Source organism: Acinetobacter bereziniae (assembly GCF_016576965.1).
Lineage (GTDB): Bacteria > Pseudomonadota > Gammaproteobacteria > Pseudomonadales > Moraxellaceae > Acinetobacter > Acinetobacter bereziniae.
Genome location: NZ_CP066119.1, coordinates 257,307 through 275,337 on the forward strand (window position 1 = coordinate 257,307; position 18,031 = coordinate 275,337).

At 40.4% G+C, this 18,031-nt stretch carries 13 protein-coding genes; 3 read left to right on the forward strand and 10 right to left on the reverse strand.

Annotated features, from left to right (window positions below; all coding sequences use genetic code 11):
• Position 1: 1 nt before the first annotated feature.
• Positions 2-1,198: a sugar MFS transporter gene (locus tag I9192_RS01190; RefSeq protein ID WP_252509374.1), complete on the reverse strand. Its 1,197-nt coding sequence runs from the start codon at positions 1,196-1,198 to the stop codon at positions 2-4.
• A gap of 399 nt (positions 1,199-1,597) precedes the next feature.
• On the opposite strand from I9192_RS01190, the gene I9192_RS01195 reads away from it, so the two are divergent.
• Positions 1,598-2,278, forward strand: a complete 681-nt coding sequence (locus I9192_RS01195; protein WP_227567151.1) for an AraC family transcriptional regulator — start codon at positions 1,598-1,600, stop codon at positions 2,276-2,278.
• Between the two features lie 64 nt (positions 2,279-2,342).
• On the opposite strand, the gene I9192_RS01200 is transcribed toward I9192_RS01195, so the two are convergent.
• From I9192_RS01200 to I9192_RS01240, 9 genes are all read right to left on the reverse strand, one after another.
• The gene (locus tag I9192_RS01200) at positions 2,343-3,485 is read right to left on the reverse strand and encodes a glycerate kinase (protein WP_009583972.1); all 1,143 of its coding nucleotides are present in this window, start codon (positions 3,483-3,485) and stop codon (positions 2,343-2,345) included.
• 81 nt (positions 3,486-3,566) lie between these two features.
• Positions 3,567-6,257 carry a phosphoenolpyruvate carboxylase gene (gene ppc / locus I9192_RS01205; RefSeq protein ID WP_100884351.1) on the reverse strand — a complete coding sequence of 897 codons (2,691 nt, stop codon included), beginning with the start codon at positions 6,255-6,257 and terminating at the stop codon, positions 3,567-3,569.
• A gap of 28 nt (positions 6,258-6,285) precedes the next feature.
• Positions 6,286-7,521 carry a sugar MFS transporter gene (locus I9192_RS01210; protein WP_005034465.1) on the reverse strand — a complete coding sequence of 412 codons (1,236 nt, stop codon included), beginning with the start codon at positions 7,519-7,521 and terminating at the stop codon, positions 6,286-6,288.
• Between the two features lie 56 nt (positions 7,522-7,577).
• Positions 7,578-8,756 carry a dihydrodipicolinate synthase family protein gene (locus tag I9192_RS01215; protein ID WP_200150066.1) on the reverse strand — a complete coding sequence of 393 codons (1,179 nt, stop codon included), beginning with the start codon at positions 8,754-8,756 and terminating at the stop codon, positions 7,578-7,580.
• Positions 8,728-10,368: a GMC family oxidoreductase gene (locus I9192_RS01220; RefSeq protein WP_200150067.1), complete on the reverse strand. Its 1,641-nt coding sequence runs from the start codon at positions 10,366-10,368 to the stop codon at positions 8,728-8,730. Before I9192_RS01220 ends, I9192_RS01215 begins: the two co-directional genes overlap by 29 nt.
• A gap of 8 nt (positions 10,369-10,376) precedes the next feature.
• Positions 10,377-11,162, reverse strand: coding sequence for a 3-ketoacyl-ACP reductase (locus I9192_RS01225; protein WP_004825564.1), 786 nt, complete (start codon positions 11,160-11,162; stop codon positions 10,377-10,379).
• 49 nt (positions 11,163-11,211) lie between these two features.
• Positions 11,212-12,726 carry an aldehyde dehydrogenase family protein gene (locus tag I9192_RS01230; protein WP_200150068.1) on the reverse strand — a complete coding sequence of 505 codons (1,515 nt, stop codon included), beginning with the start codon at positions 12,724-12,726 and terminating at the stop codon, positions 11,212-11,214.
• A gap of 1 nt (position 12,727) precedes the next feature.
• Positions 12,728-13,513 (reverse strand): enoyl-CoA hydratase/isomerase family protein, encoded by a 786-nt coding sequence (locus tag I9192_RS01235; RefSeq protein WP_005034455.1) that lies wholly within the window; start codon positions 13,511-13,513, stop codon positions 12,728-12,730.
• Positions 13,510-15,096: an acyl CoA:acetate/3-ketoacid CoA transferase gene (locus I9192_RS01240; RefSeq protein WP_005034453.1), complete on the reverse strand. Its 1,587-nt coding sequence runs from the start codon at positions 15,094-15,096 to the stop codon at positions 13,510-13,512. The genes I9192_RS01235 and I9192_RS01240 overlap by 4 nt, the downstream gene beginning before the upstream one ends.
• 348 nt (positions 15,097-15,444) lie before the next feature.
• Here I9192_RS01240 and I9192_RS01245 point away from each other — a divergent pair, with 348 nt between their 5' ends.
• Both I9192_RS01245 and I9192_RS01250 read left to right on the forward strand, forming a co-directional pair.
• Positions 15,445-16,497: a LacI family DNA-binding transcriptional regulator gene (locus I9192_RS01245; RefSeq protein ID WP_004825556.1), complete on the forward strand. Its 1,053-nt coding sequence runs from the start codon at positions 15,445-15,447 to the stop codon at positions 16,495-16,497.
• 274 nt (positions 16,498-16,771) lie between these two features.
• Positions 16,772-17,953: a maltoporin gene (locus I9192_RS01250; protein ID WP_005034451.1), complete on the forward strand. Its 1,182-nt coding sequence runs from the start codon at positions 16,772-16,774 to the stop codon at positions 17,951-17,953.
• Positions 17,954-18,031: the final 78 nt, after the last annotated feature.

Genomic DNA, 18,031 nt, shown 5'->3' on the forward strand with positions numbered 1-18,031 from the left:
TTTAGTCTCCTTGCTGAGAACAAAATATGCTGAATACCCAAATACCGAGGTAACAAATGATCGGTACATAAAGACTGGTACTCAATGAGCTGATATCTGCAACCAAACCTGTTAGAGGAGGAACAATTGCACCACCTACAATGCCACAACATAAGATGCCAGAGCCTTCAGCTGCTCTTTCTTTTAAGTGTTTCGAGGCAAGTGAGAAAATGGTCGGAAACATGATGGAGTTAAAGAAACCGACAGCGAGGATCGCAATTCCTGCAATATTTCCTCGTAAAGTACTACTGGTGAACAAAAGCGCCATAACTGCGATGGAAAACAATGCCAGTAGTTTGGCAGGTGTAATAATTTTCATCAGTGCTGAACACAGGAAGCGAGCGATCATTGCACCACCCCAGTAAAATGCAACAAGTTTGCCAGCATGTTCAGCAGAGATATTCATAATCTCGGCTTGAGATAAGTAGTTCACCAGAACACTGCCGATGGTGACTTCAGCACCGACATATAAGAAAAGACAAATAAAACCTAAAGCAAATCTGGGGGACTTTAGTAAGCTGAGTGAGGCGCTTAAACTTATATGAGCTGACGAGCTTAGGTTTTTAGGACCATCATTTCGAAAGCGCGCCAGTAAAATACAAAAGATAGCGATGACGATGGCAATACCAGTATAGGCATGACTGATGACAGAAGACTCCTGTTGCAGATATGCAGTCATTTCGATACTGCTCAATTGCGAGGTATCGACAGTCGCAATGCTTCCTAAGATGATAATCGCACCAAAGTAAGGTGCAATAGTCGTCCCCAATGAGTTGAAAGCGTGTCCAAGTGTAAGGCGGCTTGAAACTGTTTCTGCTTTACCCAACTGAGTGAGCAGGGGATTGGTCACCACTTGAATAATGGTCACCCCTACTGCAAGAATAAACAGGGCAGATAAAAAGGCTGCAAACATATGAATCTTGGTTGCAGGAATGAAGGCTAGACATCCGATTGCCATAACAAAAAGTCCAATAATGGCAGAACGAACATATCCAAATTTATAAATCAATCGACTTGCAGGAATAGAAGCAACAAAGTAAGCAAAGAAAAAAGCGGATTGAACGAGCATAGCTTCCATGTAGCTCAGTTGAAAAACTTCTTTGAGTTTGGGAATTAAAACGTCGTTCAGGCTGGTAATACTGCCGAATAGAAAAAACAAAGCAAAAACCATTATATTTAATGAATAATTATTTTGTGAATTCTGTCGGAGCTCTTGATTATTGAATAGCATTTGATTTTTCATTTGATACCTTTCCGTGGTATATAAAAATGATAATAATCAGCATGGCTTTTTTAATTAATGTTGAATAGATATTAATTTATCAATAAATGATACTATTGTTGCAATATGTCAGGGAGTATAATAATGAGATCTGAATATGAGAAAGTTATAGTAAAACCATATTCATCCTGGTCATTTTTAAATCGAAGAATGGAGTAAGGAATACCTTTTCAGTGGCATCACCATCCAGAGTTTGAATTTACATTGACGGTGAATAGCTATAGTAAACGATATATCGGTAGCGATATTAGCAATTACCATGAAAACGATCTGGTCATGATTGGTCCAAACATTTCTCATACTTGGCAATCTTTTGGAAAATTTAACCCCAATCAGCCCTATATTGCTCTCGTGATCTGGGTTAGTACTGAATGGATTCAAAACGTTATCAATATTTTTCCAGAAATGCGATCTCTGAATAACTTACTTATCTTGTCAAATAATGTTGTGATCTTTAGTGACGATGTTAAGCATAAAGTGATTGATCATTTTCATAACATTCCAGCACTGGGTTGGTCTGAACGGACACCATTGTTATTAAAGATTCTTTTGACGCTTTCTCAAGATGAGAAAATGATCATCACACATGTTAATAAATTAAATATAAGCTCTGAGAACAATAAGAAAATTCAAAATTTTATAGAAGTAATGGACTATATCGATAAAAATTATCATAAGAAAATATCAATTGAGGATTTAGCCGAGATGTGTTTTGTGAGTCCGGCAACTTTCTATCGATCATTTAAGAAAATTTTAAAAAAATCACCGATGGAATATATTATTAATTTAAGAATTAATCATGCAGCAGAGTTAATTTTAGAGAGGAATATGGCAATAGCCAATATAGCAGAATATGTGGGTTATTCTTCTTTGGCGTTATTTAATCGGCATTTTAAGAGTATTAAAAAAATATCTCCACGCGAATACAGATTGAAATATAATAAACAATTTATATAATATTTCTGATGATTTTAGAGTTGTAGAATCATCAGATGGCTTAATCAATAACATTTGAGATGTATTATTTTTTTACGTCACTCATTTTAATCAAACGGGCAATATCAATTGTTCTTTCATAGATTAAATCTGCTGCATTGATACATGCCTCATTTAAATTCATCGGTCCTGAGGTTAAAGAAAATGCTGCACTTACACCATAGTCATAAAGCGCTTGATAATTTTCACCCAAAGCCCCTGCAATCACGATGACAGGTACGTTTGCTGCTTGTGCAATTTGGGCAATACCGAATGGCGTTTTGCCATTTAATGTTTGTCCATCAAATTTTCCTTCCCCTGTAATAACCCAATCTGCACCTTGGATTTTACTGGAAAGATGATTGAGTTCTGCAATGACTTCAACACCAGATCTGAACTCGGCATTTAAATAAGCTTTAGCAGCAAAGCCAAGCCCTCCAGCTGCACCCGAACCTTGCTCATTGCGTTTATCATGACCTAATAAGAGCGCAGAAAGATCAGCAAAATGAGCAAGGGCTTGGTCTAATTGCAAGACTTGATCTGGTGTGGCTCCTTTTTGTGGTCCAAAAATATAAGATGCACCATTTTCACCGCAAAGTGGATTAGTAACATCTGCTGCTAAAACAAATTTTGTTTTTGCTGTACGCGGATCGAAGTCAGTTAAATCAATTTTTGCTAAGTGTTGAAGTGCTAGACCACCAGCTGCAATGGGATGGTGGTTTTTATCTAAAAGTCGCGCACCTAAAGCGGATAAAAGCCCTGTGCCAGCATCATTTGTAGCACTGCCACCCAAGGTTAAAATAATTTCTTTAGCACCAACATCAAGTGCAGCAACAATCAGTTCACCTGTTCCAAAGGTACTGGTGATACACGCATCACGTTGAGTAGGTGCAAGGTATTGAATCCCACTTGCTTGTGCCATTTCAATCAAGGCAATTTTTTCAGTTTTTAACCAACCCCATCGGGCAAGAACAGGATTTCCTAAAGGACCTTGGACAGATTGTTCTCGCCATTCCCCTTTACAAATATCAAGGACCGCCTCAATTGAACCTTCACCACCATCTGCCATCGGGCAAATCAGAATTTCTGCTTCTGGGAATATGGTTTGCCATCCGAGTGCTATGCTTTTGGCGACACTCTGTGCAGACAAACTATCTTTAAACGAATCTGGAGCAATGATAACTTTCATAAATATTCTCAAAACCAATTTTTGAAGGAATAGGCGGACTTTTTAAGCATTACTGATCTAAAGCATTTTATTGTTCGATATTTATCCAGTGTTCCTTAATCCCGCAGCAATACCCGCAATACTCACCATCAGAGCTTGATCGACTGGAGTATTTTCTTGATGATCATTGGCTAAGTAATCACGTCGCCGTTTCATTAATTCAGCTTGGAGTAAGTGTAATGGCAGTAGATAGGGGTTACGAACTTGCATGGATTGGTCAAGAACAGTATTGCTACCCAGTAATTTAGCTTCGCCCTTGATAAATAGGAGTGTTTCGATCGATTGTTCTAACTGAAGGCGTAATTGATGACCTAATTTTTTCAAATTTTTATCATCTGTTAAATGAGATTCATAATACAGCGTAATATGACGATCGGCTTTTGCAAGAACCATTTCCAACATATCAATCAAGGTTTGGAAATAAGGCCACTGAATCAGCATTTCATCGATTGAGGTTTTCTTCCCCTCCTTTAACATTTGATAGAGGGCTTCACCTGTACCTAACCATGCGGGTAACATTAGACGAATTTGAGTCCATGCAAATACCCACGGAATGGCACGCAATGATTCAATGCCACCACTGGTTTTGCGTTTTGCTGGACGTGAACCTAATGGAAGCATTTGTAGTTCGAGTTCAGGCGTAATCGACCTTAGATACTGCACAAAATATGGATTTTCTCTCACAGTTCGACGATAAGCGTTTACTGAGATATCTGTCATTTGGTGCATTAAATCTCGCCATTCCTGTTTTGGAGTCGGTGGCGGCAGTAGGGTGGCTTCCAAAGCTGCTGCGGTATAAATTTCAAGATTTTGTAAAGCAATACTCTCTAATCCAAATTTAAATCGAATCATTTCACCTTGCTCGGTTACTCGTATTGATCCAGAAATTGAACCAGGTGGTTGTGAAAATAAAGCTTGCAAAGTAGGTGCCCCGCCTCGGCTAATCGATCCTCCTCGCCCATGAAATAGGGTGAGTTGAATATCGTGAGTTTTGGCAATTTCGGTCAGTTGTTCTTGGGCACGATATTGAGCCCAATTTGCAGACATAAAACCTGCATCTTTGGCAGAATCTGAGTAGCCGATCATCACTTCATGCTTAGCTTGGATATGTTGCTTATACCAATCTATTTGAAATAGGGTTTCCATTGTATTTGCTGCACCCTCTAAGTCTTTGAGGGTTTCAAATAGAGGAACAACCCGTAATGGTTGTAAAATGCCAGCTTCTTTCTGTAAAAGAAGTACCGCCAATACATCACTTGGATGTGCTGTCATTGAAATAATATATGCACCTAAGCTTTCAGTAGGTTGCCTAGCAAGCATCTGCATGGTCGCGAATACTTCTTTAACATCAGGATGTTCGATTAGACTCTCGGGTGAACTGTGTAAATATTTAGGTAGCAACGGACGTTTGTTCTGTAATTCTCGAATTAAGAAATTTTGTCGCGCTTGTTCTGTCCATGATTCAAAATTTCCCAAGCCTAAATATTCTGTGACTGCCGAAATGGCTTGACGATGCTGACCAGATTCTTGGCGAATATCGAGTTTGAGTAGCTCAATACCAAAACAATTTACGCGATAGATGAAATCTAGCAATTTACCATTGGCAATCTCAGGTAAATGACACGCCATGAGAGAGCGGTGACATAGTAATAATGGTGCAAGTAATTCATTTTTATCTTGAATGACAGCGTTTAATTGATCATCACATTCAATCCCTTGTAATTTCAGGCTTAACCAATGCAGTGTTGTTTTTAGTTTTTCACGTATATGACGTAAATACTCTCGATATGGTTCAGGATGAGCATCACCGAGAGCTTCTTTCAATTCTTGTGAACAGGCTTGAAGGGAGAGTTCCCAACGAAGATCCTCAAGATCTTTAAGATAGAGACTAGCGGCTTGCCAACGAGATAACCAAAGCACTTCTTGAGTGATCTGATGGTTCACATTTGGATTGCCATCTCTGTCTCCCCCCATCCATGAGGCAAAGCGAATTGGACAAACAGTGCATGGTAGGTGTAGGTCGCAATTCTTAAAAACAAGATCGTCTAACTCACGAATAAATTTGGGTACAGCATTCCATAAGGTTTGTTCAATGGTGGTGAAGCCCCATTTTGCTTCATCAATAGGGGTAGGTCGATTTTGGCGAATTTCGTCAGTTTCCCAAGCAGAACAGATTAACTGCCTGAGATCCTGCATGATCACGTGATGTTCACGAGCTGTGAGTTGTTGTTGATCCAACTTTGATAGGCAATCATTGATTTTGTCATATTTCTGAATCAAGGTACGGCGACTGACTTCTGTCGGATGCGCCGTTAACACCAATTCAATATTTAATTGACAGATTTGTTCGAATAATTGCGTTGATGTGATGTGTTGTTGTTTAAACTTCTCAAATAATGGTACCAGTGGGTTTGGCGATTGCGCTTGTTCATTGAGTTCACTTTGCCGCCTTTGCCGAACAACATGATATTGTTCTGCAATATTAGCAAAGTTTAAAAAATACGAAAAAGCGCGCGTTAGTGGCAAAATTTCCTGATCTTTTAAGTTTAAGAAAAGGTATTCAAGTTGTTGTTCAGCATCAGTTTGACCATCTAAAGTCGCTTTAGATAAAGTGCGTATTTGCTCAACCAAGTTGAATAAGTTTTGATCTTCATGATTTTTTAGGGTTTCTCCTAAGAGATTCCCTAAAAGCCGAACATCTTCACGTAAAGCGCTGTCAATTTGTTGAATCATATTTTACTGTCCAGTGTTCGGTCGAAACTCATTGCGCTTTGTTTTGAAGCCATGCATATACCCCGATCGCTGCAAAGCAAAAGGTTGGAATGATAAAAGCCAATTGAATGTTTTTTAGGTCTGCAATTAAACCCATGAAATAGGGGGAAATCGCTCCTCCAACTAAGGTCATGACTAAAAATGAACCGGCTTTTTTGGTATGTGAGCCTAAGTTTTTTACCCCCATTGCAAAGATAGTGGGATACATAATTGAGGAAAAGAAGAAGGAAAGAATCAGGGCATAAATAGACACAACAGACAAACCTGAAACAACCACTGCACATAAAATGACATTGATCACCGCATAGCTAATCAACATGCTGACTGGAGCGAAAAAACGCATGAAAAATGTGCTTACAAAGCGCCCAATCATAAATACAATCAAGCCAACTGAGAGTAAAAAGGACGCTTTTTGAGGACTAAGCCCAGCCCAATGATCAATTGCAAAATTGATAAAGAACGAACAAATACCGACATGGGCTGCAATCCATGCAAACTGTGCAACGAGTGCACCTGTAAAATTCGGGAATGACCAAATAGAGCGAGCTTGATTGTGCTGGTCAGTGAGTTGTTTGCTTACTTGTACTTCAGGAAGAGGTGTTTTTGCAAAAATGATCATCATAATGACCACCACAAATGCTAAACAAACATAAGTGAACATGACGGGATTAAGTGAAAGTTGTCCTAAGGAAATTGAAGGTGCGAAGAATAAAGCGCCACCAATTAAGGGACCAATAAAGACCCCTAATCCGTTAAAAGATTGTGCGAAATTCAAACGTCTTTCCGCATGTTCAGGTTCGCCTAATATAGAAGCATAAAGATTTGCAGCAGTTTCTAAGCAACCCAAACCACAAGCCAGTATAAACAGTGCGAAGAGGAACATACCGAATACGGCAGCATTTGTGGCAGGAATAAACAGCAATGCACCTAATGCAAATAGACCTAAGCCAACTTGGATACCTGCTTTATATCCAAAACGTTCCATAAATAAGCCAATCGGAAGTGCGATTAGAAAATACGCGCCATAATAGGCAGCTTGAACAAACCCTGACTGGGCTTTGGTCACATGCAATGAGTCTTGAAAGTGTTTGTTTAAAACATCCAGTAAGCCATGTGATAATCCCCACATGAAAAACAGGCTGGTGATTAATATAAATGCAATCCTCGTGGCAGACTTTGGATAGCTAACTGGGCTATTGATCATGGTATTGTTATTTACGTCCATGTGTATTTTCCTATTTTTGAGGGAAAAGGAGGAGTTTCTACTCCTCTTAAAAATGTCTATTCGGCTTCGATGCCACCATAGACCGCTAAAAATTGTTTCATGCGCTGAATGGCTAAATCTGGCTTGATCAGTGCTCCAGCTTGATCTGCTAAACGAAAAATTGTGCAGTAATGGGACATGCTTCGTGCAGATTGCATTCCTCCTAACATGCTGAAGTGATCTTGGTGACCATTTAGCCAAGCCAAAAACACAATGCCTGCTTTGTAATAGCGCGTAGGCGCACAGAAAATTTCTCTGGAAAGTTGTACGGTTGGCTGGATAATTTCTTGGTAGTGTTGGAGATCACCGTTTGCTAAGGCGACCAGTGCATGAGCAGCAACAGGTGCGATTGGATCAAAAATTCCAAGTAAGGCATGCGAAAAACGCTCACCATCTCCTGCGATTAATTCACCAAAATTAAAATCATCTCCTGTATAAAGCTTTACACCTTGAGGTAAACGACGACGTAGTTCAATTTCCCATTTTGCCTCCAAGAGGGAAATCTTGATGCCATCTACTTTGTTGATATTTGCTTCGATGATGGATAAAACAGTGTCCATCGCTGTGGGAATATCCGTACTGCCCCAATAGCCATGTAGACTTGGGTCAAAAGCTTCACCAAGCCAATGTAAAATTACTTTGTCTTTGGCTTCTTGTAGTAATGTTGAATATACCTTGCGATAGTCTGTAGCACTTTTTGCAGTTGCACACAAAGCTCGACTCGCCATTAAAATTGCACTGACACCCGCCCGATTTACAACTTCAAATTGAGCTCTATATGCTTGAAGAACATCATCTATGGTGGTTTCAGCATTAAAGTTTAATTGATCTGTACCCACGCCACAGCTGAGCATTGCTCCAGGAATTGTTTTTGCATGTGCTGCACTGCGAGTAATCAGCTCAGCAGATTCTTCCCAGCTCAACCCCATCCCACGTTGGGCGGTATCCATAGCTTCCGCAACTCTAAAGCCTAAACGCCATAAATATTCACGAAATGCCAATGTTTTATCCCAATCGATTGAGAGCGTCTCATTCCAAGGATTTCCAGACTTCATCGGTTGCACGACGACATGTGCAGCAGCGTAGACAATCCGATTCATGGTCCCTTTGGCAGGTGATGCAAAAGGGGACTGTGCATATTTCAATGTATACAGTTCAAGCATTTTTTCATTCAGTGAAGGCAATCGTATTTTCATGAGCTTTATCCGTGATGTGCAATGTTTTTCCTAAAATGAGATCAGCCGCTTTTTCAGCAATCATGATGGTTGGTGCATTGGTGTTACAGCTTGGAACCCGTGGCATGACAGATGCATCCACGATTCTTAAACCATCAATACCATGGACTTTCAGATCACTTGAAACCACAGCATCATTCCCATTTCCGATTCGGCATGTCCCAACAGGGTGATGATCTGTTTTTGCATTTGCACAGGCATATTCAAACAACTGTTGATCTGTGACTTTAGAATTTCCAGGAAGTTTTTCTTCTAGAACAAAGCGTTTGAGTGCTGGTTGACTGAGTATTTCTCGTGCCAAACGTAGTCCTTTCATTGACATTTCTCTGTCATAAGGATCTGCCCAATAATTAGGGTCAATAAGAGGTGCACTAGATGGGTTGGCATTCGCAAGCCTAACAGTGCCTCGAGAGCGAGGTCTCAAGAGAGCAGAGTTAAGCGTCACTCCCGGATTGGTCATATGCTCGACCCCAGATTCGATTCCAGAACCCAAACCTAAATGAAGTTGAATATCGGGAGAGCGTGCCGTTTCGTCGGCATACCAAAAACCACCTGTTTCAAAAAGGCTGGATGCAACTGGTCCCTTTTTGAGTAGTAGATATTGCAGACCTGCCCAAGCTGCTAAAAATGGTGAGGAATAGGCATCATAGGTATGATTGCCTGTACATTCGGCGATTACAAATAGGTCTAAATGATCTTGGAAATTCGCACCAACCCCTGACAAATGATGTTTTAGCTCAATGCCTACATCACGTAGGTGATCGGCGGGTCCAATACCCGATTGCATCAATAATTTCGGTGAGCCTATCGCGCCACTACTGATAATAATTTCCCTTTCCGTATAATACATACCAGATTTAGCTGCTTCTGGATGAATCACTTCTACTGCTATGGCTCTTTTATCTGACAGTATGATGCGTTGGGTAAATGCATCTAAAAGTACGGTTAAATTACTCCGATGCTGTACAGGACGAAGATAGGCTGTTGAGGTTGACGATCGTTTTGCATGTAACTGAGTCAGTTGGTAATGACCTAAACCTTCTTGCTTTTCACCGTTAAAATCGGGATTAAAAGGAATACCTAACTCTTGACCCGCTTGAAAGAAAGCTTCACAAATAGGCAAAGGGCTTACTGGATTGGAAACCCCTAAAGGTCCACCATAAGCGTGGTAGCGATTGGCAAAACGTTCATTGTTTTCTGCGCGTTTAAAATAAGGTAGAACATCGGCATAAGACCAACCTTTTGCACCACATTCCGTTGCCCATTCATCATAGTCAGCCGCTGCGCCACGTGTATATATTTGCGCATTGACCGATGAACCGCCACCAATGACTTTGCCTTGAGTAAAACGTAAAACTCTATTGTTCAGGTGCTTCTGAGGAACTGTACTCCAGCCCCATGACCCACGACCTTTGGTCATTTTTGCAAAACCAGCAGGCATACTATAAAGCGGATGTTTATCTTCACCCCCTGCTTCCAAGAGCAGAACGTTTATAGATGGGTCTTCACTAAGACGATTGGCTAACACACATCCCGCTGAGCCACCGCCTACAATAATATAATCATATTTCATCGTATTTCTCAGAAAGTAGGAATTGAAAGACCACCATCAATATTGATGACGGAGCCAGTAGAAAAATTTAATTTGCCTGAGGCTAGACTGCTGACGGCAACAGCGATATCTTCGGTTTCTCCCCAGCGGGCCATTGGAACAAGACCATTTTTGAAGCGTTCTTCGTATTTGTTGGCAACACCAGCGGTCATATCAGTTCGTATAACACCAGGACGAATTTCGAATACACCAATATTGGCTGCGGCTAAACGCAATGCGAAAAGTTTGGTACTCATTGCCAATGCAGCTTTGGATAAGCAATATTCACCTCGCTCAGGTGATGCCATTTCAGCACTGACACTGGAAATTGTGATAATGCTCCGAGGATGCTGAGAGGGGACTGAGAGCATATGCTTGGCCACGAGTTGGGTGAAGAAAAATGTCCCTCTTAAATTTGTATTGATCACCAAATCAAATGCTTCTGGTTGCATTGCCAGTAAATCACCACGACACGGTGAGCCAATGCCTGCGTTATTGACCAGACAATCTATTTTTCCTCCCCAGGCGATGACTTTATCGATCAGTTGCTGTTGTGCTTCCAAGTTTTCTAGTTCGCTGGCAATTGCCAGCGCTTTTCCTCCAACAGATTCAACCTCAGCGCATAAGGCTGTGCTTTTAGCGTCTTCATGACGACAGGTGAACACAATATCGAAACCTTCACTTGCCAATTGCATCACCACCGAGGCACCAATTCCTCTACGTCCACCTGTAATGAGTGCTAATGGTCGCGATTTAATATCTGAAATCCTTTTCATTATTTTTCCTTTTTGGAACGTTCCAATTTTAACTTAAACAAACTTTTCACTAAGACTGAGTAAGCCACCAATGAGTTCTTTCTCCGATATGTAATTGAATGGTTTTCTGTTCTGTATAATCTTCTACGGCATTGAGACCTAATTCGCGACCAATACCTGATGCTTTAAATCCACCAAAAGGAAGTTCTGGAAAACCTTCGAGAAAGTTATTGATCCAGATGGTTCCTGCATGAATACCTTTTGCTGCTTGTAAGCAAATATCAATATCTTTGCTCCAAACTGCTGCAGAGAGTCCGTAACTGGTTTGATTGGCAATTGTGATTGCCTCTTCGATTGTGCTGAAGTTGAGTATCGATAATACAGGACCAAACACTTCTTCATGGGCGATGGACATACCCGATTCAACATTTGTAATAATCGTTGGCTGGAAATACATACCTACGGTTGTTGGAATACGTTCTCCGCCCAAACGTATCGTGGCACCCTCTGCTTTTGCATTTTTTATCGCTGTTTCGATAATGTTGAGTTGAGTTTCACTGGTAATTGCACCAACTTTTACATCGGGGTGTAGTGGGTCACCAACAGGTACCTGCTTAGAACGGTCAATCACTGCTTGTGTGAAACGTTCAGCAATGTCTGCATGGACTAAAATTCGACTGCCACTATTGCAACATTCACCTGCATTGAAATAGACACCAAATACCACAGCATCGACAGCAGCTTCCCAATCACAATCTGGGAAAATAATTTGTGGATTTTTGCCCCCAAGTTCAAGAGAGACTTTCTTTAATGAACGCCCAGCTTCTGCTGCAATATGACGTCCCACACGTGTAGAACCAGTGAAGGAAACCATGTCTATATCAGGATGGTTAATCAGTGGTTCACCAACAGTTGGACCTAAGCCCGTGACAATATTTACTACCCCTTGAGGTAAACCTGCTTCAAGTAAAATTTCACCGAGGATTAAGGTCGTACCATTGGTGAGTTCACTTGGTTTGATCACAGCTGTACATCCTGCTGCTAAAGCAAAAGGTAATTTTTGGCTGAGAATCCAAATGGGGAAATTCCATGGCGTGATCATGGCAACCACACCAATCGGTTGACGTACAACTATGCCAAGCGTTGAGTTACCTAAATTATTATAGCTTTCACCATGTAGGGTTCTTGCCAGTGCAGCTGCATATTTCCATAAATCCACACAACCAGAAACTTCACTGCGTGCTTGCGTCAGAGGTTTGCCTGTTTCTAAACTTTCAATCAATGCCATTTCTTCAACACGATTTGCAATGCCTTCAGCAACTCGTATCAATAGATCTGCGCGTTCACTGCCAGATCGACTTGACCATGTACCCTGATCAAATGCTTTACGGGCGGCGTCTACGGCACGTAAAGCATCTTCGCGACAAGCGTCAGGATAAATGCCGACAATGACATCATGAGCAGGGCTTTTTCGTTCAGTTATTTTTCCTTGTTGTGAGATACACAGTTCGCCATCAATCAACATACGACTTTGATAAGGTTGTTTAATCACAGGTGCATGATGCTCTAAGTTTAAGAATTTCATTTCATCTTCCTTTATAGTCTGCGGAACGGCGTTCACTAAAGCTTGCTAAACCTTCTTTTGCATCTTCAGTTGTTGCGGCAAGTGCTCCCGCCATTCCTTCCAAAACTGCTGCCAAATGATGACCTTCACCTGCATCAATAAGTTGTTTTGTTAGTTGTATGGAAATCGGGGCTTTTCGTCCTATTTCTTCGGCGATCTGTAGAGCACAGGCTAAAACCTCTCCTGAATGACTAATCTCTTGAATTAAGCCTTGTTTAAGTGCTTGTTCAGCATTCATTTTTCTTCCTGTCATTGCGAGATATTTAACCGAACTTGCACCGATTAAACGAACTAGACGTTGTGTTCCAGACCAACCTGGGCATGTCGCGATGCCTGTTTCTGGCAAAGCAAATGTGGCATTTGGGTCACTGACTCGAATATCCGCAGTCGCTAATAGCTCTAATCCACCACCAAAAGCATGACCATTGATCGCTGCAATCACAGGAAAACGTAATCGAGCCCATAAATCGAAAACTTGGTGTCCTTTTCTGGTCCAATGACGCCACATATCCAGCGGTTTTAGCTCTGCCCAGACATGAATATCAGCACCTACACAAAAGGCACGATCACCAGTCGCCGTAATAATGGCGGCTATAATATCTGTTCGTTGATCAAGAGACTTTGCAATATCATCAAGCTGATCTAGCATTTCAGGCGTGAGAGCATTCAATTTTTCAGGTCGCTCTAATTGGACGATAGCAATCGAATTTTCAAAACGGAGGCTGACTGAACCAGATGATCTATTCATGCTGTATACTCCTTAAGCTCTAGTCCCATAACCGCATCTGTAAATAAGCTGGGTCTCATAATTTTTAAATCATCAGAGACGAGTAGGGGGAATTCTGCTTGCGAGAGAACATCTTTTTCTAAATCTATACCTGGGGCAATTTCTGTAATCAGTAAACCTTCTGTCGTTAATTTCATGACACAACGTTCAGTGATATAAAGGATGTTTTGTCCTCGCTGTAGAGCCATATGACCACTGAAAGTGACATGATCAACTTTGTTGACCAATTTACGTGATTTGCCTTCCTGATAAATCTTTAAAGCACCATCACCCACTGTTAATTTTGCGCCAGCAGTGAAAAAGCCAGAAAAAACAATATTCTTCGCATGTGTGGTGATGTCAACAAAACCACCGCAACCTGCTGTTAGATAAGGCTTGCTAGGAAGTTTCGAAACATTCACATTGCCTTCGCGATCAATTTGTAAAAAAGAAAGTAGAGAGAGGTTAAAACCACCACCTTGAAAATAAGTAAATTGTGCGGACGATGGCATAATTGCATCGGCATTTACAGCGCAACCAAATGCAAAATCGAGTAAAGGCATTCCGCCCACAGCTCCTTGTTCAATCAACCAAGTCACCTCATCGTGATAACCTTCTTCCAATAGAATCCGAGGGACATTGGCAGAGATTCCAAAACCTAAATTCACCGACATACCTTTTTCGACTTGCATTGCAGCTCGACGGGCAATGACCTTTTCAGCTCCCCAAGGCGTCATGTCAAATACTGAGTCTGGCTGTTGAATTTCACCACTGATTGCTGGGTCATAGCTGATTTGTGTGGTTTGCATTTGGTCAGGAGCAACCACGATATAATCCACTAAATTACAAGGGATATGCACATGATGCGGCTTTATGGAGCCTGCGCGAACCATACGTTTCACTTGGACAATGACAATCCCACCATTGTTACGAACAGCAAGTGCTTGATCGAGCGCGCCAAGTAAACCGCCTTCATGTTCAAAAGATAGGTTGCCTTTTTCATCGGCGGTGGTTGCTCGAATAATGGCAACGTTAGGAATGATGTTTGGAAAGAACAACCAATCTTCACCTGCAAAATTTACCTTTTCTACAATGGGTTGAGCTTCAGCTTTTGCATTCATCGCACAACCTTGTAAATCTGGGTCTACAAAAGTATTAAAACCAACTTTTGTTAAAACACCTGGACGTTTTGCCGCGACATCGCGATGCAAGTCAAACATGATGCCACTGGGAACGTTATATGCGGCTATTTCGTTATTGACGATCATTTTCCATATCTCTGGCATGGGTAAAGAGGATGGACCACTTGGAAAAGAGCCAGCAATGACTTTTTTGATTAACCCGGTCTGCGCCAGATGCTCAATGCCTTTGATTCCATACAAATCTCCAGCAGCAATAGGATGAAGCAAAGTCAAGTCTTTAGGCTGAGCAATGTGTTGATAGCGCTTTCCAATCGCAGAAAGAATATGATCTGGACAAGCCAAACCACTTGATGAGCTGACAGTCACAATGTCGCCATCGATGATCAATTTTGCAGCTTGTTCGGCACTAATAAGTTTGTTCATGTTTTTTCACTTTTACACAAATAGTTTTTAGATTGCTTTAAATGGTTCTGTTCAAGATCAATAGACGTTGGTGTTGTCGGTGATCGAAGAGAAACCACTTGCTTTAAAACAAATGGAAAAATTTAGTGGTCGCTGGTTTCAATCCATTTCCATTGTTTTTGTCCTCATAAGTTCCTTCTTATGTGGTTTATGTTTGTTATAGGAACGTTCTAATTAATTTTTGTAACGTTCCAAAAATATAGAATTACTACATGCCGATGTCAATATATTTTTTAAAGAAGGGAAAATTAAGTAAAAAAGAAATGGTATGCTACTAGCACTTCGACGCAGGTTAATGAGGTATCTCACTTGAGTAGCAAAGCACCAAAAAGTAAAGCCACCATTATGGATATTGCGAAAGTTTCGGGTGTTTCCAAATCAACCGTCTCTTTAGTCTTGAATAATAGTGAATTGGTCAAACCTGAAACTGCTGAAAATGTTCGAAAGGTCGCTGCTCAACTGGGTTATATCTACAATCGTAGTGCGGCTAACTTGCGTCAAGGGGTAAGTAATATTATTGGTGTAGTCGTCAATGATTTAACCAATACCTTTTTTGTCGAGTTATTGATTGGTGCGGAGAGAAAACTTTTAGAATCAAACTTTACCACTTTGCTTGCACATACAGCCGAAGATCATGCTTTACAACAGCAAGTTATTGTCACTATGCGTGAACATAAAATTGCGGGTTTGATTATTTGTCCTACTTTCGATACCTCGCCTGAATTAATCTCGATGTTAAAAAAATGGGGGGTGCCTTTTGTTATGGTAATGCGCTCTTTGGAAGGAGAGATCTGTGATTTTGTGGGTGCAGATAATCGACTTGGTATCCAACTTTTAACTCAACATTTAATCGATTTAGGACATAAAGAAATCGGATTTATTGGTCGCCATACGGGTTATTCAGTCAGTTTAGAGCGCTTGCAAGGGTTTAAAGATTGTTTGGAAAAAAATGGATTAGCTTGTAATGAGCAATGGATCATTGATGGTCCAATTAGTCGTGAAGGTGGGAAATTAGGTATTGCTCAATTACTTGATTTAGAACATAAACCTTCAGCCGTAATTTGTTACAACGATTTGATCGCAATCGGTGTTTTAAGCGAATTGGATCGACGTGGTTTAAAAGCTGGTAGAGATATTGCTGTCGTGGGTGGAGATGGAATTTCAGAATCAGAATATTGTAGTCCTCCATTGACTACCGTTGCTCATCAACCAGAAAAACTCGGTGAAATCGCAAGTGAGTTATTGTTAACTCGAATTAAAAAACCAGAGGCACCTCCTTTAAAGTTTTTGCTGAAACCAAAGCTAATTGTACGTGAGTCTTGTGGCAGTCAAAAACAACCGTCTGAGCATAAGACCAATTAAATATAAAGCACTTAACACCCTGCATAGATCTGATATAAATATCGTGATTTATTGTTTTTGTTTAAAAAAATTAAAGATCAAGGCTTAAATACTTCTATAAATTAATATTGACAGATTAAATTTGTATATCTATATTTTTTGGAACGTTCCAATTTATCATGGAACGTTCCATTGTTAGAAATTCGATATCAGAAATTGAATATTAGAAATGAAAATTGCATTTGTAATATCGAGATATTGATGAAGCATAAAAATTGATTAAAAAGGAATTTTAATGAAAAAATTAATTGGATTGATTGGGATCACCAGTATTTTTAGTAGCTATCCAGCTTATGCAGTAGAATTACACGGTTATTTTCGTACAGGAATAGGGACTAGTGAAAACGGCAATATTCAAGAATGTTTTAAATTAGCTGGTGCTCCCACCAAATACCGTTTGGGCAACGAATGTGAACAATATGCGGAGTTTTCTGCCAAGCAGCCTATCGCAAATTTTAAGGATGGTTCACAGCTCAGTATCAATGGAATGGTGCAGTTTTATAATGTATATGGACAAGCACTTAAGTTTAGTGGAGACAATGGCTACACACGATTGAATCAAATTTATCTGGATTGGCGTAATCTTGCTGTGCTCAATGGCGGAAATTTTTGGGCTGGACGAAGATATTATAATCGTAATGATAGTCATATGACGGACTTCTTTTACTGGAACCAAAGCGCAACAGGTTTCGGTATAGATAGTTATGATCTGAATGATTACAAAATCAGTTATTCCTTCTCACGAAAAGACAATTTATTTCAAGAGGAGATGGCATCCAAGCATGATCTCACTGTAAAAGGGATAAACATCAACCCAGACAATGAGTTACAGCTAGGAGCTTCTTATATTGATCATCAGCAAAACAATGGATGGTCGCTTATTGTTCAGGATATTCAAAAGCATCGTTTCAACGGCAAGAACACGGTTGCTTTGCAATATGGAGAAGGACCTGGAACAGGATTAAGTTATACAGGTGATGTCAATTTAAGTCGAAATAATACAACATTTAGAGCACTTGAAATGTTTGATTGGCAGACAGAGTCGAACCGTTTCAATGGGCAAATGCAAGCAGTCTATCAAAAAAATAATTTTAAGGATTTGCCGAACATGGAATGGATTTCATTGGGTTCAAGAACCTCTTATGTATTGAATGATAAACTCAAAATTACGGGAGAACTTGGATTTGATCAGATCAAAGATACAGAAAAGAGAAATTTAACTAAGCTTACACTTGCACCAACTTGGGCATTCAAAGGTACCAAATATTATGATCGACCAGAGCTTCGGGTCTATTATACCTACGCAAATTGGAACAATGCTGAAAGAAAATTAAGGGATCAAGTGATGCCAGATAGTAATTTTGTTGCCTCCAATAATGGTTCAAACTTCGGGATTCAATTGGAAAACTGGTGGTAATGCTTGTTTAGCGAATAAAACATCCATTTTGACTGGCATTTCAGCGGATTATTGGAATGCTAGCTTTATTTGGGGGCA

Coding starts and splice junctions, on each gene's coding strand:
- I9192_RS01220 (WP_200150067.1), bottom strand. CDS start 10,368: ATGAAATATGATTATATTATTGTAGGCGGTGGCTCAGCGGGATGTGTG.
- I9192_RS01225 (WP_004825564.1), bottom strand. CDS start 11,162: ATGAAAAGGATTTCAGATATTAAATCGCGACCATTAGCACTCATTACA.
- I9192_RS01235 (WP_005034455.1), bottom strand. CDS start 13,513: ATGAATAGATCATCTGGTTCAGTCAGCCTCCGTTTTGAAAATTCGATT.
- I9192_RS01250 (WP_005034451.1), top strand. CDS start 16,772: ATGAAAAAATTAATTGGATTGATTGGGATCACCAGTATTTTTAGTAGC.
- I9192_RS01240 (WP_005034453.1), bottom strand. CDS start 15,096: ATGAACAAACTTATTAGTGCCGAACAAGCTGCAAAATTGATCATCGAT.
- I9192_RS01215 (WP_200150066.1), bottom strand. CDS start 8,756: ATGAAAATACGATTGCCTTCACTGAATGAAAAAATGCTTGAACTGTAT.
- ppc (WP_100884351.1), bottom strand. CDS start 6,257: ATGATTCAACAAATTGACAGCGCTTTACGTGAAGATGTTCGGCTTTTA.
- I9192_RS01230 (WP_200150068.1), bottom strand. CDS start 12,726: ATGAAATTCTTAAACTTAGAGCATCATGCACCTGTGATTAAACAACCT.
- I9192_RS01200 (WP_009583972.1), bottom strand. CDS start 3,485: ATGAAAGTTATCATTGCTCCAGATTCGTTTAAAGATAGTTTGTCTGCA.
- I9192_RS01195 (WP_227567151.1), top strand. CDS start 1,598: ATGATTGGTCCAAACATTTCTCATACTTGGCAATCTTTTGGAAAATTT.
- I9192_RS01210 (WP_005034465.1), bottom strand. CDS start 7,521: ATGGACGTAAATAACAATACCATGATCAATAGCCCAGTTAGCTATCCA.